This is a genomic window from Streptomyces atriruber (assembly GCF_001418325.1).
In the GTDB taxonomy this organism is placed as follows: Bacteria; Actinomycetota; Actinomycetes; order Streptomycetales; family Streptomycetaceae; genus Streptomyces; species Streptomyces atriruber.
On record NZ_LIPN01000014.1, the window covers coordinates 1 to 14,666 of the forward strand.

The 14,666-nt window shown below is 71.5% G+C and carries 16 protein-coding genes; 6 read left to right on the plus strand and 10 right to left on the minus strand.

The window, feature by feature from the left end; translation table 11 throughout:
- Positions 1–122: 122 nt before the first annotated feature.
- Together msrA and AOK03_RS01150 are read right to left on the minus strand one after the other, a co-directional pair.
- Positions 123–821: a peptide-methionine (S)-S-oxide reductase MsrA gene (gene msrA / locus AOK03_RS01145; RefSeq protein ID WP_055563202.1), complete on the minus strand. Its 699-nt coding sequence runs from the start codon at positions 819–821 to the stop codon at positions 123–125.
- Between the two features lie 110 nt (positions 822–931).
- Entirely contained in the window at positions 932–2,050 is a 1,119-nt protein-coding gene (locus AOK03_RS01150; protein ID WP_055563203.1) for a hypothetical protein, read from the minus strand.
- A gap of 101 nt (positions 2,051–2,151) precedes the next feature.
- Between AOK03_RS01150 and AOK03_RS01155 the strand changes: the two genes are divergently transcribed.
- The gene (locus AOK03_RS01155) at positions 2,152–3,306 is read left to right on the plus strand and encodes a cystathionine gamma-synthase (protein ID WP_055563204.1); all 1,155 of its coding nucleotides are present in this window, start codon (positions 2,152–2,154) and stop codon (positions 3,304–3,306) included.
- A 32-nt stretch (positions 3,307–3,338) separates the two neighbouring features.
- Here AOK03_RS01155 and AOK03_RS01160 read toward each other — a convergent pair whose 3' ends face one another.
- From AOK03_RS01160 to AOK03_RS01170, 3 genes are all read right to left on the minus strand, one after another.
- Positions 3,339–3,590, minus strand: coding sequence for a hypothetical protein (locus AOK03_RS01160; protein ID WP_055563205.1), 252 nt, complete (start codon positions 3,588–3,590; stop codon positions 3,339–3,341).
- On the minus strand, positions 3,587–4,069 hold the full coding sequence (locus AOK03_RS01165) for a sigma factor-like helix-turn-helix DNA-binding protein (protein ID WP_055563206.1): 483 nt from the start codon (positions 4,067–4,069) through the stop codon (positions 3,587–3,589). Before AOK03_RS01165 ends, AOK03_RS01160 begins: the two co-directional genes overlap by 4 nt.
- A gap of 64 nt (positions 4,070–4,133) precedes the next feature.
- Entirely contained in the window at positions 4,134–4,652 is a 519-nt protein-coding gene (locus AOK03_RS01170; RefSeq protein WP_055563207.1) for a MarR family winged helix-turn-helix transcriptional regulator, read from the minus strand.
- 156 nt (positions 4,653–4,808) lie between these two features.
- On the opposite strand from AOK03_RS01170, the gene ilvA reads away from it, so the two are divergent.
- From ilvA to AOK03_RS01185, 3 genes are all read left to right on the plus strand, one after another.
- Positions 4,809–6,050 carry a threonine ammonia-lyase gene (ilvA, locus tag AOK03_RS01175; protein ID WP_055563208.1) on the plus strand — a complete coding sequence of 414 codons (1,242 nt, stop codon included), beginning with the start codon at positions 4,809–4,811 and terminating at the stop codon, positions 6,048–6,050.
- Between the two features lie 172 nt (positions 6,051–6,222).
- The gene (locus AOK03_RS01180; RefSeq protein ID WP_055563209.1) at positions 6,223–7,230 is read left to right on the plus strand and encodes an ATP-binding cassette domain-containing protein; all 1,008 of its coding nucleotides are present in this window, start codon (positions 6,223–6,225) and stop codon (positions 7,228–7,230) included.
- A complete protein-coding gene (locus AOK03_RS01185; protein WP_055563210.1) occupies positions 7,227–8,078 on the plus strand; it encodes an ABC transporter permease in 852 nt (283 codons plus the stop codon). Before AOK03_RS01180 ends, AOK03_RS01185 begins: the two co-directional genes overlap by 4 nt.
- Positions 8,079–8,138: 60 nt before the next feature.
- Here the strand turns inward: AOK03_RS01185 and greA are convergent, their stop codons facing one another.
- Entirely contained in the window at positions 8,139–8,636 is a 498-nt protein-coding gene (gene greA, locus AOK03_RS01190) for a transcription elongation factor GreA (RefSeq protein WP_055563211.1), read from the minus strand.
- Between the two features lie 166 nt (positions 8,637–8,802).
- On the minus strand, positions 8,803–9,210 hold the full coding sequence (locus tag AOK03_RS01195; RefSeq protein WP_055563212.1) for a DUF4307 domain-containing protein: 408 nt from the start codon (positions 9,208–9,210) through the stop codon (positions 8,803–8,805).
- Between the two features lie 115 nt (positions 9,211–9,325).
- Between AOK03_RS01195 and mca the strand changes: the two genes are divergently transcribed.
- Positions 9,326–10,207, plus strand: coding sequence for a mycothiol conjugate amidase Mca (gene mca, locus AOK03_RS01200; protein ID WP_055563213.1), 882 nt, complete (start codon positions 9,326–9,328; stop codon positions 10,205–10,207).
- Entirely contained in the window at positions 10,200–10,472 is a 273-nt protein-coding gene (locus tag AOK03_RS01205; RefSeq protein WP_244177442.1) for a hypothetical protein, read from the plus strand. The genes mca and AOK03_RS01205 overlap by 8 nt, the downstream gene beginning before the upstream one ends.
- Positions 10,473–10,553: 81 nt before the next feature.
- Here the strand turns inward: AOK03_RS01205 and AOK03_RS42365 are convergent, their stop codons facing one another.
- The 3 genes from AOK03_RS42365 to AOK03_RS01215 form a co-directional block, all read right to left on the minus strand.
- On the minus strand, positions 10,554–10,724 hold the full coding sequence (locus AOK03_RS42365; protein WP_157868831.1) for a hypothetical protein: 171 nt from the start codon (positions 10,722–10,724) through the stop codon (positions 10,554–10,556).
- Between the two features lie 164 nt (positions 10,725–10,888).
- Positions 10,889–11,131, minus strand: coding sequence for a chaplin (locus AOK03_RS01210; protein ID WP_055563216.1), 243 nt, complete (start codon positions 11,129–11,131; stop codon positions 10,889–10,891).
- Between the two features lie 138 nt (positions 11,132–11,269).
- Complete coding sequence (locus AOK03_RS01215) at positions 11,270–14,536, minus strand: ATP-binding protein (protein ID WP_055563215.1); 3,267 nt, start codon at positions 14,534–14,536, stop codon at positions 11,270–11,272.
- Between the last annotated feature and the right edge of the window lie 130 nt (positions 14,537–14,666).

Genomic DNA, 14,666 nt, shown 5'->3' on the forward strand with positions numbered 1-14,666 from the left:
GGGACGTCGTGACCGTGGCCTCGGCGGTCAGGTCCACCGCTATGCCCCACGCGGTCCTGAACATGCGGTACCGCATCGTCCGGGCGTCGGGCCCCGGCCCCGCCTCCCCCGGCACGCGGTGCTCAGCCGTCCGCTCGGGCCACGCCGGTCGGGCAGGACCGGCCCCAGTTCGTCTCCGACGGGGCGTCGAGCGTCGCGCCCGTGCCGCCGATGCCGCAGTAGCCGTCGGGGTTCTTGTCCAGGTACTGCTGGTGGTACGCCTCCGCGGGCCACAGGACGCGGTTCTGTGCCGGGAGGACCGTCGTCGTGATCGTGCCGTGGCCCGAGGCGGTCAGGACCTTCTGGAAGGCCGCCAGGGACGCGGTCGCCGTCTCCTCCTGCTCGGGGGAGTGGGTGTAGATCGCCGAGCGGTACTGCGTGCCGACGTCGTTGCCCTGGCGGAAGCCCTGCGTGGGGTTGTGGGACTCCCAGAACAGCTTCAGGAGCTCGGCGTACGTGACCTTGGACGGGTCGAAGACGACGCGGACCGCCTCCGTGTGGCCGGTCAGGCCGGAGCACACCTCTTCGTAGGAGGGGTTCTCCGTGTAGCCGCCCTGGTAGCCGACGTACGTCGTCCAGACGCCGTCGGTCTGCCAGAACTTGCGCTCCGCGCCCCAGAAGCAGCCCAGCGCGAAGTCCGCCACCTCCAGGCCGTCGGGGTAGGGGCCGAGCAGCGGGTTGCCGAGGACCGTGTGGCGGGAGGGGACCTCGAATTCCGGGGTCGCCCGGCCCTTGAGGGCCTGCTCGGCGGTGGGGAGCTCGGGCGTGCGGCCGAAGATCATGGGGTCTCTCCTCGTGCGTGACAGGGGTCTACCTCGTCAACGTACGGACGGGGTGGCGCATTCCGGTCAGAGGGGCAGAGGGGCAGAGGTGCGGGCGGGCAGGGCAGGGGTCAGTGCGGGAGCGTCGCCGGGCTGCCGCCGTTCGCCTCGTACCCCGCGACCGCCAGCGCGCGGTACACCGCGTAGTCCGAAGCGGGGTCCTCGGAGAGGGTCCAGGGCAGCGCGCCCACGTGGCCGTCCACGTGCACCAGCTGGTTCATCGCCTCCGACCAGCGCTGGCTGCGGACCAGGAAGAAGACGAGGAGATGGCGGACGTGCGCCAGCATCGGGTCGTCCGCGCGCGCGGAGTGCACCGCGAACAGCGCACCCTCGACGGCCTTGGTGACGACCTCGCTCTCGTAGAAACCGCGCACCAGATTGACCTCGGGCAGGTGCTCGTAGACCCCGAAGAGGGGGAGCGCGGCGAGCAGGGAGCCGCGGGGCGCGCGGGCGGCCGCGGCCTCCGCGAAGTCGTACGCGAGGTCGCGCGAGCCGTGCCACTTCTCGCACCAGTAGTGCAGCGCCGCGAGGTGGGCGCCCATGTGCGCGGGCGCGCGGTCCAGGATCTTCAGCCAGAGCTGCTCGAACTCCTCGCGGGGATACGCGAGTCCGCGCGCGATCGACAGCTCGATGATGTACGGGACCGGGTCGCCGGGGGAGAGGAGCGCCGCCTGCGCGCAGGCCTCCTTCGCCTCCTCCAGGATGATCCGGAACTCGTCCGTCCCCTGCGCCGCCGTGCGCCACGCCTGCTGCACGAGGAACTCCGCGTGCACCGCCGCGCCGCCCGCGTCCTTGGGCGTCTCCGCACGCCACACGCGCAGCCACTGCCCGCCCGGGTTGTCGCTGACGCCGCCGGGCCGCTGCTGCAGCTCAAGGGAGGCCGCGCCCGCGAAGGCCTGCACGCGCTGCCAGCGCCGCTCGCCGTGCGTCTCCGTGCCCGCGAGGAGCTGCGAGGCGGCCTTCCACTCCTGCGTGCGCTGCACGAGGTCGAGCACTTCGAGGAGATCGGCGTCCGGTCCCGGCATGCGGATGTCCAGCTCCTCCTGGCGCAGGAAGCCGTAATTCGCCGGGTCCGCGGCGTCCGGCGAGCCGGGGGCGACCTGCCGGATTCCGCCGCGCCTGCGCAGCAGAACGGGCCCCAGGACCGCACCGATCATGAGCACCGCGAACAGGAACCAGAGAATCTCCATGAGACAAGCGAACCAGACGCGTCGGACAATTGGCCAACCTGCCGGGACGTACCCGGACCGACCCGGCAGAAGGACCCGTGCGCGCACTACGCTCAGGCCGCATGAGTGACTCGCACAGCACGCAGAGCTTCGAGACCGTGGCGATCCACGCGGGCAACACCGCCGACCCCCTCACCGGCGCCGTGGTCCCGCCCATCTACCAGGTCTCGACCTACAAGCAGGACGGCGTCGGCGGTCTGCGCGGCGGCTATGAGTACAGCCGCAGCGCCAACCCGACGAGGACCGCCCTCGAAGAGAACCTGGCCGCACTGGAGGGCGGCCGTCGCGGACTCGCCTTCGCGTCCGGACTGGCGGCCGAGGACTGCCTTCTCCGTACGCTGCTCGCTCCCGGCGACCACGTCGTGATCCCCAACGACGCGTACGGCGGCACCTTCCGGCTCTTCGCCAAGGTCGTCTCGCGCTGGGGCGTGGAGTGGTCCGTCGCCGACACCTCCGACCCGGAGGCCGTGCGGGCCGCGCTGACCGACCGCACGAAGGCGATCTGGGTGGAGACCCCCTCCAACCCGCTGCTCGGCATCACCGACATCGCCGCGGTCGCGCAGATCGCCCGCGAGGCCGGGGTGCGCCTCGTCGTCGACAACACCTTCGCGAGCCCCTACCTCCAGCAGCCGCTCGCGCTCGGCGCGGACGTCGTCGTGCACTCCATGACGAAGTACATGGGCGGCCACTCGGACGTCGTCGGCGGCGCGCTCGTCGTCAACGACGCGGAGCTCGGCGAGGAGTTGGCGTACCACCAGAACGCGATGGGTGCCGTCGCCGGGCCCTTCGACGCCTGGCTGGTGCTGCGCGGCATCAAGACCCTCGCGGTGCGCATGGACCGGCACAGCGAGAACGCCACCAAGGTCGCCGAGATGCTGACCCGGCACGCGCGCGTGAGCCGCGTCCTCTACCCGGGCCTTCCGGAGCACCCCGGTCACGAGATCGCCGCCAAGCAGATGAAGGCGTTCGGCGGCATGGTGTCGTTCCAGGTCGACGGAGGCGAGGAGGCGGCCGTCGAGGTCTGCAACCGGGCCGAGCTGTTCACCCTGGGCGAGTCCCTGGGCGGCGTCGAGTCCCTGATCGAGCACCCGGGCCGCATGACGCACGCCTCGGTGGTGGGCTCGGCCCTGGAGGTCCCCGCGGACCTCGTGCGGCTCTCGGTGGGCATCGAGTCGGCGGACGACCTCATCGCCGACCTGCAGCAGGCGCTGGGCTAGTCACCGGCCGGGCAGGTCACAGGCCGGGCCGGTCACCAGTGGGTCAGGGGTGGAGTCGTGTCGGCAGGCGGCTCCACCCACGGCCGGGCGACCGACGCCCACACGACGAACGCCACCGCGGCGGCGAACAGCAGCATCCAGAAGGCCCGCCGCACCGCTCTGCGGCGCCGCAGAGCCCGGCTGCCCCGCCGTACCGCGTCGTGCAGGAGCTCGGGCGGCACGGCGGGCGTCGCGCCCTCCAGGATCCGCCGGATCGCCTGTTCCTTGCGCTCGTACTGACTCATGAGGGCGCCGCCCCGCTCAGCGTCCGGGCCGGCGCCGGACCCCGCGGCGGGTGCAGCACCGTCGCGATGGCGCGGGCGCAGACCCCCCGGACCCGCTCGGCGGGCAGCCCGAGGAGCGCCGCCGTCTGCTCCTCGGCCACGCCCTCGTACATGCGCAGGACGAGAATCAGCCGCTCCTGGGGCCGCAGCCGGTCCAGGACCCCGCCGTGGCCGCGGTGGCGGCGCCAGGCCGCGCGTCCGAAGCGGAGGGCGACCTGCTGGCGGGTGCGGTCGTAGGGGTCCTCGCCGCGCAGCCGGTCCCACGAGGCGTAGGTGTGCGCGAGCGCCGCGGTCAGCAGGGCACGCGCGCGTGGGTTGTCGTCCGGGGGCTCGGCGGTGAGCAGGGTCGTGGCATGCAGGAGCCGCCCTGCCGCGCCCGCGACGAACGCCTCGAACTCCCGGGCACGGCGGGCGCTCTGGAGCGCCTGCCGTTCTCGCACCGCACCTCCCGGCCACAAGGAAGGGGGATCCCGGTCTCATATGAGGCCAGAGGCGGGGCCGGGGTCAAGACTCCGGAGTGGCCGGAACCTCTCCCACGGGTGCCGCCTGTGACGTCTGCCGCGCAGAGAGGGCGGAATTGAAGCGTGTGAGGAGCGCACAGAAGCTCTCGCGCTCCGCCGGGTCCCAGTCCTGCGTCAGCTCGGCCATCAGCTCGCGCCGCGAGGAGCGCACCTCGTCGAGTCTGGCCTGACCGCGCGGCGACAGCTGGAGGACCACGGCGCGGCCGTCCTCGGGGTGCGAGGTCCGCTTGACGAGTCCGGTGTCGACGAGCGGGGCGACCTGGCGGGTGACAGTCGAGGAGTCGATGCCCATGCTTGCCGCGAGCGCCTTGACGCCCATCGGCCCCTCCTTGTCGAGGCGGTTGAGCAGCAGGTACGCGGCGCGGTCCATGGAGTTGCGGACCTGGCCGACGCCGCCGAGGCGGGTCTGCTCCGCGCGGCGGGCGAAGACCGCCACCTGGTGTTGCAGGCTGTCCAGGAGGGCGGGATCGCTGGCGGTCGTCATGTCCGGAGTTGTGGGCATGGCCGGGGGCTCACTTCATGCGAGGGCGATGGGTTGGGGGCCAGGGTACGCGGCCGCGGCGCGTACCGTACCTGCGCTGCGCAAACCCACCGGAGAACGGTCTCGTTCCTTGGTCATCCCAGGAGGACTCGGGCGTCGGCTGCAAGACTTGCCGTCATGAGCTACCGCACGCCGCACTCCTTGCCGAAGTCCCTGCCGACGGTGACCCTCGACGACGTGCGCGGTGCGCAGAAGATGCTCTCCGGAGTGGCCCGGATGACGGCGATGGAGGGCAGCAGGTACCTGTCCGGGCTGGTCGGGGCCCCGGTGCACCTCAAGTGCGAGAACCTGCAGCGGACGGGTTCGTTCAAGCTGCGCGGCGCGTACGTGCGGATCGCGGGCCTGCTCCCCGAGGAGCGCGCCGCCGGTGTGGTCGCCGCCAGCGCGGGCAATCACGCCCAGGGTGTGGCGCTGGCCTCCTCGCTCCTCGGCGTGCGCTCCACGGTGTTCATGCCGGCCGGTGCGCCGCTGCCCAAGGTCGCCGCGACGCGCGACTACGGCGCGGAGGTGCGGCTGCACGGCCAGGTGGTCGACGAGACGCTGGCCGCCGCGCAGGAGTACGCGGACCGGACGGGCGCGGTCTTCATCCACCCCTTCGACCACGCGGACATCATCGCGGGGCAGGGCACGGTCGGCCTCGAGGTCCTGGAGCAGTGCCCCGAGGTGCGCAGCCTCGTCGTGGGCATCGGGGGCGGTGGTCTCGCGGCGGGCATCGCGGTGGCGGTCAAGGCGCTGCGCCCGGACGTGAAGGTGATCGGCGTGCAGGCGGCCGGGGCCGCGGCCTACCCTCCCTCGCTGGCCGCCGGGTACCCGGTGTCGGTCCAGAACCCCGCGACGATGGCCGACGGCATCAAGGTGGGGCGCCCCGGAGACGTACCGTTTCGCCTGGTGGAGGACCTGGTCGACGACGTCGTCACGGTCTCCGAGGACGAGCTCTCCAGCGCCCTGCTGCTGTGTCTGGAGCGGGCCAAGATGGTCGTCGAGCCGGCCGGTGCCAGCCCGGTGGCGGCCCTGATGAGCGACCCGAAGGCGTTCGAGGGGCCGGTGGTGGCGCTGCTGTCGGGCGGCAACGTGGACCCGCTCCTGATGCAGCGCATCCTGCGGCACGGCATGGCGGCGGCGGGCCGCTACCTCTCGCTGCGGCTGCGCCTGACGGACCGCCCCGGGGCGCTCGCGACGCTCCTCGGCGTGCTGTCGGAGGTGGACGCCAACGTCCTCGACGTGAGCCATGTGCGCACGGATCCCCGGCTGGGGCTCACGGAGGCCGAGGTGGAGCTGCACCTGGAGACGAAGGGGCCCGAGCACTGCGTCGAGGTGGGTGCGGCGCTGCGGGCGGCGGGCTACACGGTCATCGGCTGAGACCCGCGCCACCTGGCCGTGGTCGGGACTTTGGAAAAACAGCTGAACCAACGCGATACATCGCGTTATGGTGTGCCTCTCGTCACCTGCCGCCGGGCGCACGAAGTCCGGCAAATCTAAGCTTTTCCGTAGGAACTTCACCCGAAGCAATCCACATCAGGGGAGAACCCACATGCCAGGCGCGATCTACGCCGAAGGTCTGGTGAAGACCTTCGGTGACGTACGGGCTCTGGACGGCGTCGATCTGGATGTCCCGGAAGGAACCGTGCTCGGCCTCCTCGGACCGAACGGCGCGGGCAAGACCACGGCGGTCCGCTGCCTCACGACGCTGCTCAGGCCCGACAGCGGCAAAGCGGTCGTCGCGGGCATCGACGTCCTCAAGCACCCCAACGAGGTGCGCCGCTCCATCGGTCTGTCCGGCCAGTTCGCGGCCGTGGACGAGTATCTGACGGGCCGCGAGAACCTCCAGATGGTCGGCCAGCTCTACCAGATGAAGGCCAAGGAGGCGAAGGCCAGGGCGGCCGAGCTGCTCGACCGTTTCAACCTCGCCGACGCCGCGGACCGCCCCTCCAAGACGTACTCCGGAGGCATGCGCCGCCGCCTCGACCTCGCCGCGGCGCTCGTCGTCTCGCCCCCCGTGATGTTCATGGACGAGCCGACCACCGGCCTGGACCCGCGCAACCGCCAGCAGCTGTGGGAGGTCATCCAGGAGCTCGTCCAGGGCGGCACGACCCTGCTCCTGACCACGCAGTACCTCGAAGAGGCCGACCACCTCGCGCACGACATCTGCGTCGTCGACCACGGCCGAGTCATCGCCCGCGGCACCTCCGACCAGCTCAAGGGCCAGACCGGCGGCGAGCGCGTCGAGGTCGTGGCGCACGAGCGCGAGCACATCGCGACCGCGGCCGAGGTCCTGCGCGGCTTCGGCAAGGGCGAGGTCGCCGTCGCCGAGCACACCCGCAAGCTGACCGTCCCCGTCACCGGCGGCGCCAAGCTGCTCGCCGAGGTCATCCGCGAGCTGGACGCCCGCGGCGTGGAGATCGACGACATCGGCCTGCGCCGCCCGACCCTCGACGACGTCTTCATCTCCCTCACCGGGCACGTCGCCGAAGTCGCGGACGAGACCAATGGTCAGGGCGCCGACGCCAAGTCCAAGAGCCGGCAGGAGGCCGACAAGTGAGCACCGTCACCGACGCCGTGCGCGCCGCCGGGCCCAGGCCCGCCGGTGGCATCGGCCAGTCCGTCAGGGACTCCCTGGTCGTCGCCAAGCGCAACCTCATCCGGATGTCGCGCATCCCGGAGATGGTCATCTTCGGGCTCATCCAGCCGATCATGTTCGTGGTGCTCTTCAGCTACGTCTTCGGCGGATCCATGATGATCGGCAACAGCATCGATCCCGTGGACTACCGCAACTTCCTGATGGCGGGCATCTTCGCGCAGACCGTCACCTTCGCCACCGCGGGCGCCGGGGCGGGCATCGCCGACGACATGCACAAGGGCCTCATCGACCGCTTCCGCTCGCTGCCCATGGCGCGCGGCGCCGTCCTCACCGGCCGCACCATCGCAGACCTCGTGCAGACCGCGCTGACCCTTCTGGTCCTCGCGGTGGTGGCGGTCCTCGTCGGCTGGCGCATCCACGAGGGGATCGGAAAGGCCCTCGGCGCCTTCGGCCTCCTGCTCCTGCTCGGGTACGCGTTCACCTGGGTCGGCGCGCTGATCGGACTCTCGGTCCGCACCCCGGAGGCGGCCACGTCGGGTGGCCTGATCTGGCTGTTCCCGGTCACGTTCATCTCGAACGCGTTCGTGGACTCCAGCAAGATGACGCCCTGGCTGCGGCACGTCGCCGACTGGAACCCGTTCAGTGCGACCGTCCAGGCCTGCCGCCAGCTCTTCGGCAATCCGGGCGTCTCGCCGTCCGACGCCTGGCCCATGCAGCACCCGGTCTGGGCCTCGGTGATCTACTCGGTCCTGATCATCCTGCTCTTCCGCACGCTGTCGGTCCGCAAGTACCGCTCGGCGACGGCCTGAGACACGGCAGGGCCCCGGCGCGCCACGCGCCGGGGCCCTGCCGTGTCCGCGATACGGGCGTCAGCCCGAGTACGGCTTGGCCTTGAGGATCTTCACGGAGGCGAACTTGCCGTTCGGCAGTTCGTACTCGGCGTTCTCGCCGATCTTCTTGCCGTTCACGCCCGTGCCCAGCGGGGACTGCGGCGAGTACGTCTCGATGTCGCCGCTCGCGTACTCACGGGAGGCGAGCAGGAAGGTCACGGTGTCGTCCTCGTCGCCGTCGAAGGCGATGGTGACGACCATGCCGGGCTCCACGACGCCGTCGTCGGCCGGGGCCTCACCGACCCGCGCGGTCTCCAGGAGCTGCGTCAGCTGGCGGACGCGGAGCTCCTGCTTGCCCTGCTCCTCCTTGGCCGCGTGGTACCCGCCGTTCTCCCGCAGGTCGCCCTCCTCGCGCGCCGCGGCGATCTTGGCCGCGATCTCGGTGCGCGCAGGACCAGACAGGTACTCCAGCTCGGCCTTGAGCTGGTTGTACGCCTCCTGGGTCAGCCAGGTGACGTTCTCGCTGGTCTGGGTCACAGGTGCTCCTCGTAGGTACTGGGAATACAAAGCATCGCCCTACCCAGAAGGATGTTCCTTCTCGGGTGGGCGAAACCACGAGCCTAACAATTCAGGGGCGTCAGGGGGAGGACATAAGCCATCAGATTTGCGTCAACGCAGGTGAGCGCGGTAAAGCCGCCGCAACTCAGTCCGAGTGGCAGCCCAGCAGCTCGACGCTGGTGGCCTTCTCCGTCGTACGCAGCGTGACGACCTTGTCGATGCGGTCCTTGCGCTGGTCGAAGCGGAAGTCCGCGCGGCCCACCTCGGCACCCGACTCGGCCTGCGAGCGCAGGGTGCAGTAGCCCTTGGCCCCGGTGTCCTTGCGGACCTCCAGATGGGCCTCGACGGCATGGTCGGAGACGACGTCGAACTTGATGACCTCGCCGCTGACCTTCGCGCCGTTGACGTAGTCGTAGCCGAACCAGCCGATGACGCCGAGCAGGAGCACGCCGAGCACCGAGCCGATGATCTTCAGCTTGCGGTCGGCGGCTTCGTCGGCCGTGCGCGCACGGCCGTACCGTCCTTCGGGGAGCTTCGAGCCCGCCGCCGCCATGATCGTCCTCCAGGAACAGGGGATGCCGGAATTTTCCGCCCCCCGGTTCCGTCACTATAGAAGCCGCCTGATGCGCCGGAATCACGAGGGCGCCCAATACCTTGAGGATCGAGTCTTGACTGAGCAGCTGCGACTGATGGCCGTTCACGCCCACCCCGACGACGAGTCGAGCAAGGGCGCGGCCACCATGGCCAAGTACGTGTCCGAGGGGGTGGACGTGCACGTCGTGACCTGCACGGGCGGGGAGCGCGGCGACATCCTCAACCCCAAGCTCCAGGGCGACAAGTACATCCAGGAGCACATCCACGAGGTGCGCAGGAAGGAGATGGACGAAGCGCGCGAGATCCTCGGCGTCAAGCAGGACTGGCTCGGCTTCGTCGACTCCGGCCTGCCCGAGGGCGACCCGCTGCCGCCGCTGCCCGAGGGCTGCTTCGCCCTGGAGGACGTCGACAAGGCGGCCGGTGAGCTGGTCCGGCAGATCCGCTCGTTCCGTCCGCAGGTCATCACGACGTACGACGAGAACGGCGGGTACCCGCACCCCGACCACATCATGACCCACAAGATCACGATGGTGGCCTTCGACGGCGCGGCCGACGCGGAGAAGTACCCCGAGAGCGAGTTCGGCCCGGTCTTCCAGCCGCAGAAGCTGTACTACAACCAGGGCTTCAACCGTCCGCGCACCGAGGCGCTGCACCACGCGATGATCGACCGCGGCCTGGAGTCGCCGTACGGGGACTGGCTCAAGCGCTGGGACGAGTTCGAGCGGGTCGAGCGCACGCTGACCACGCACGTTCCGTGCGCCGACTTCTTCGAGACCCGTGACAAGGCCCTGATCGCGCACGCCACGCAGATCGACCCCGACGGCGGCTGGTTCCGGGTGCCGATGGAGATCCAGAAGGAGGTCTGGCCCACGGAGGAGTACGAGCTCGCGAAGTCACTCGTCGATACTTCCCTCCCCGAGGACGACCTCTTTGCGGGCATCCGCGACAATGCCTAGCGTGAACGCACATCTGGCAATGACGCATCTCGTCCCTCTTGCCAAGGAGGTCGACGACGACAAGGTGACGCCCGGCGTCCTCGGCTTCATCGTCTTCGCGGTGATGGCGCTGGCCGTCTGGGGCCTCATGAAGTCGATGAACCGGCACATGCGCAAGGTCGACTTCAAGGACCCCGAGGAGAGGTCGGAGAAGGAGCCGGTCGGCGCAGCGGCGGGCGAGGACTCCTCTTCGGCGTCGAAGAAGAAGCCGGGCGCCGGGAACTAGGACCCGGAAAGACCCCGGAAAAGACCGGACCCCTCCCGCCCGAAGGCGAGAGGGGGCTGAGCTGTCTGCTGGTGGAGCCGGTCAGTCCAGGACCATGTCACCGAACGCGACGACGTTGACCTCGTGGTGCTCGACGTTGACGGCGTCGTTGTCGACTCCGTAGGGACCGTCGTTGGCGGAGGCGATGCCCGCGCCGCCGAGGACGGTGACGGCGGCCAGGACAGTGGTGGCTACAGCAGTACGCAAACGCATGAAGCAGTCCTTTCTTGTGGGTCTGAAGATCGCGAGAAGGCTTTTCCGGTCTGTTCGAGCCGTATACGGCCTTCTCGGGAAGCCCACCCGTCCGCATGGCTCATGCGGCCGATGCGCGGAGCGCGTCCGGGGGGCGCACAGGGGGCGTCGGGCCGTTTCGGCCGTCAGCCGTTCTTGCACTGGTTGCCGAGGGCCGGGTTGAGCAGCCCGATGACGTCGACGCTGTTGCCGCACAGGTTGAGGCCGAGGTCGACGGGGACCTGGAGTGCGTTGCCGCTGACGACGCCCGGGGAGTCGGCGACCGTGGCCGAGGCGTCGGGGCCGGGGTCCGCGACCGCGGCGCCGGCGCCACCGAGGACGGTGACGAGGGTGAGGGCGGCTGCGGTGACGATGCTGCGCGTACGCATGGATACCTCTTCACAGAAGGAGAAGGCGGTCCATGCGAGCCTCACCCGGGGCGGCCGCGGGCGCTCATGTTCGTAGCCCGTCGGTGCGATCAATGCCCCTATTGGGGGAGACGGCGGGGCACCCCGACGCCCGCCCGCTCACTCCCGTCCCGGTACGTCCACCCCCATGACCTCCCTCGCGTGCCGGCTCGGCACCATGCCGAGGCGCCACGCCTGCCAGCCCGCTTCCAGGTCGGCGCCGCGCTCCAGGAGCAGGGCGTACGCCTGCACGCAGTCGGTGAGCTTGCCGTCGCGGGTCGGATGGTCGGCGCGGGAGAGCCGGCTGAGCTCCTCCTGGGCGACCGCCGTGCCGATCTCCCAGCCGCCCGGCGAGGCGTACGGCAGCAGGGTGCAGCGCAGGAAGCGGGCCCAGTCGCCGCCGCGGCGGTCCCCGTACGAGCCGAAGAGCTCGATGGCCTCGTCGCACAGGGCGAGCGCCTGCTGGCTGCGGCTGTTGCCCGCGTCCACGACCACCAGCTCCAGACAGGTCCAGGCCTCGCCGTGCGCGACGCCGATGCGCTGGAAGTCGGCGCGGGCGTCCACCAGGAGCTGGCGGGCGAAGCCGGAGTTGCGCAGCGAGCCCGTCTGCGCCGCGCGCTGGTCGCGGGTCACGCGCGCCGAATGGTGCCGGGCGCAGGCCAGGCCGTACACGTCCCGCATCCGGGAGAACATCGTGCGGGCCCGCTCCAGGTCGCGCACCGCCTGATCGAGGCTGCCTGCCTCCTCCAGGGCCTGGCCGAGGTAGTACAGGGACCAGGCCTCGCCGCGCGCGTCGTCGTTGTCGCGGTGCCGGGACACCGCCTGGCGCAGTCCGTCGACGGCCGGTGAGGGGTCGCCGTCGACCAGGCGGGCCCGCGCCAGCTGGGTGAGGGCCCAGGCCTCGCCGCGCGGGTCGCGGGTGCGGCCGTACAGGTCGAGGGCGCCCCGCAGCTCCTCCTCCGCGCGCGGCACGTCGCCCATGCGCAGGCGGAGCTGGCCGAGCTGGAAGTGCGTCCAGGCCTCGCCGTGCACCGAGCCGCTCGCGTGGTGCAGGGCGAGCGCCGTCTCCAGCATGCCGAGGGCGTGCGCGAGGTGGGCGCGGTCCCGCTCGACCGCCGCGAGCGCGTGCAGCGTCCAGGCGCGGTCGCCCGCCAGCTCGTCGGTGTCCTGCAGATCGAGCGCCTCCGTCAGGCGTGCCGCGGCCTCCGTGAGATTGCCCTGGTGGTGCAGCGTGATGCCGAGGGAGCCGAGCGCGCGGGCGGCGGCCGCGTCCTGGTGGGCCTCGAAGTACCGGTCGACGACGGAGTTCAGCGTGGTGCGCGACTGGTCGAGCTCGCCGAGCTGGCGGGCCGCGATGCCGGTGCGCCACTGCACGCTGCGGCCGAGGAGGCCCTGATCGATGGCCTGGGTGAGGTCGTTGATCTCGCCGAGCCGGTAGAGGTCGCCGCGCAGCAGGCAGTAGTCGCACAGGGCGCCCAGGAGGTTCAGCACCGCCGTCTGGTCGACGCCCTCCGCGTGCCGCAGCGCCGCCGTGATGAACGTCGACTCGTCGTCCAGCCAGCGCAGCGCCGCGTCGAGGGAGGTGAAACCGTGCTGCCCGGCTGCGCCCTTCAAAAGAGTGTCGGCGCGCGTGGACGTCTTGCCGTCGACCAGGCGGATCACCGTGTCGGCCAACTCGCCGTAGCTGGCGATGAGTCGTTCCTGCGCGGCCGTGCGCTCGGCCGGCTCCTCCTCGTCGAGGAGGCGGGTGCGGGCGAAGGAACGCACGACGTCGTGCAGGCGGTAGCGGCTGCCCGGCGGGGCCCCTTCGCCCTCGTGCTCCCGGGGGCGGGGCACTTCGACGAGCCCGGCGCGGGAGAGCTCCGTCAGCTGCCGGGCCGCCTCCTGCTCGTCCGCGCCGAGCAGCGCCGCCGCGGCGGCCGCGCCCAGCGAGGCGCGCCCGGCCAGCGCAAGACGGCGCAGCAGCCGCCTGGCCTGCTCGGACTGGTCGGCGTAGCGCAGCCACAGGACGCGCTCGACCGGGCCGACCTTCTCGGCGGGTCCGTACGCCGACAGGTCCGAGGCCAGCTGACGCGGCGTACGCGGACCGAGCGAGGAGCCCGCGGCGCGCAGCGCCAGCGGCAGCCCGCCGCACAACTCCCGCACCGAGTCCGCCGATTCGGCGTCGTAGGGCCCGGAGAGGTCCTCGGCGGACTCGCGGAGCAGCTCCTCGGCGGCCGCCTCGTCCAGTGCCTCGACCGGCAGTTGGTGCACCCACGCGGGCAGGTCGCCGGGCAGCTCCAGCGGCTGCCGCGAGGTGACGAGGACGAGGCTGTCCGAGCGCTCCGGGACCAGCGTGCGGACCTGCTCGGCGTCGCTGGCGTCGTCGAGCACGATCGTCACCGCGAGGCCGGTCAGATACTGGTGGTAGAGCTCGCTGAGCCGCTTGACCTGCTGCTCCTGCGAGGCCCGCTCGCGGAACAGCAACTGCTCGCGCGGCGCGCCCAGTCGGTTCAGCAGATGCAGCAGGGCGTCGCGCGTGGACATCGGTGACTCCTGCGCGGTGTCGCCGCGCAGGTCCACCACGCACGCGCCGCGGAACTGGTCGCGCAGGTCGTGCGCCGCCCGCACCGCGAGCGAGGTCCGCCCCGAGCCCGGCACGCCGTGCAGCATGACCACCGTGGGACGGGTGTCCGTGCTGGCGCGCGCCGCGTGCACCCACTGCGCGATCCGGCCCAGCTCGGTCCTGCGCCCGACGAACGGGGCCGCCGTCTCGGTGAGTTGGGTGAAGGACTGCTGCAGCACGCTGCGTCTGCGCGCCGCCGCGCTCTTGTCCGTGCCCCGCAGCTGGGGCGCCGGCTTCTTCGCGGCGTGCGCGCCGGTCGACGCGGCGAGGACCCGCTGCTGGTCGAGGAAGGGCCGGATGCCGCGCACCTCCAGCGCCGTCAGCCACTGCAGCCGCAGCTGCTCGGGGCCGCCGGGCCTGCTGAGCTCACCGGCGCGGCGGCTGGCCGCGGGGACGTGGGCGGCCGTCACCTTCACGACGGTGGCCGCCGCGCCCGCGACGGCGACGACCGCGCCGGTGCCGAGGGCCGTGCCGACGCTCGTGCCGAACGACAGGTCGGACACGCCTGCCGCGAGCGCGGCAACCACCGCCACCAGCAGCGGAGTTCCGGCGCCCTCCTTCGCGTACCGCTGTCCGAAGGTGAGCCGGCCCGCCTCCGACTCGTCCAGCGCACCGGTGTACGCGGTGTACTCCTCGTCCGCCGTCTGCGCCATGGCGTCGAGGGCGCCGCGCGCCCGCGAGAGCAGCACGTTTCCGTCGACGCGCCCGCCCGAACGGCGGACCTCCTCCTCCACGGCCCGTCCCAACAGCCGCTCGGCCTCGGCCCGATGGCTGTCCCGCATATGCGTTCCCCCTCCGAGAGCATCAGTTGCCTGCGGTCACAAGTGTCCTGCGTACGGAGCCCGGACGCGAGGGCGTCCGCGGATCAGGCCTCGTCGAGGCCGGTGGTCGGGCCGCGGCGGGGGCCCGGAC

Coding starts and splice junctions, on each gene's coding strand:
- msrA (WP_055563202.1), bottom strand. CDS start 821: ATGATCTTCGGCCGCACGCCCGAGCTCCCCACCGCCGAGCAGGCCCTC.
- AOK03_RS01195 (WP_055563212.1), bottom strand. CDS start 9,210: ATGGCGGCGGCGGGCTCGAAGCTCCCCGAAGGACGGTACGGCCGTGCG.
- AOK03_RS01160 (WP_055563205.1), bottom strand. CDS start 3,590: ATGAGTCAGTACGAGCGCAAGGAACAGGCGATCCGGCGGATCCTGGAG.
- AOK03_RS01205 (WP_244177442.1), top strand. CDS start 10,200: ATGCCTAGCGTGAACGCACATCTGGCAATGACGCATCTCGTCCCTCTT.
- ilvA (WP_055563208.1), top strand. CDS start 4,809: ATGAGCTACCGCACGCCGCACTCCTTGCCGAAGTCCCTGCCGACGGTG.
- AOK03_RS42365 (WP_157868831.1), bottom strand. CDS start 10,724: ATGCGTTTGCGTACTGCTGTAGCCACCACTGTCCTGGCCGCCGTCACC.
- AOK03_RS01210 (WP_055563216.1), bottom strand. CDS start 11,131: ATGCGTACGCGCAGCATCGTCACCGCAGCCGCCCTCACCCTCGTCACC.
- AOK03_RS01215 (WP_055563215.1), bottom strand. CDS start 14,536: ATGCGGGACAGCCATCGGGCCGAGGCCGAGCGGCTGTTGGGACGGGCC.
- AOK03_RS01155 (WP_055563204.1), top strand. CDS start 2,152: ATGAGTGACTCGCACAGCACGCAGAGCTTCGAGACCGTGGCGATCCAC.
- AOK03_RS01180 (WP_055563209.1), top strand. CDS start 6,223: ATGCCAGGCGCGATCTACGCCGAAGGTCTGGTGAAGACCTTCGGTGAC.
- AOK03_RS01170 (WP_055563207.1), bottom strand. CDS start 4,652: ATGCCCACAACTCCGGACATGACGACCGCCAGCGATCCCGCCCTCCTG.
- AOK03_RS01150 (WP_055563203.1), bottom strand. CDS start 2,050: ATGGAGATTCTCTGGTTCCTGTTCGCGGTGCTCATGATCGGTGCGGTC.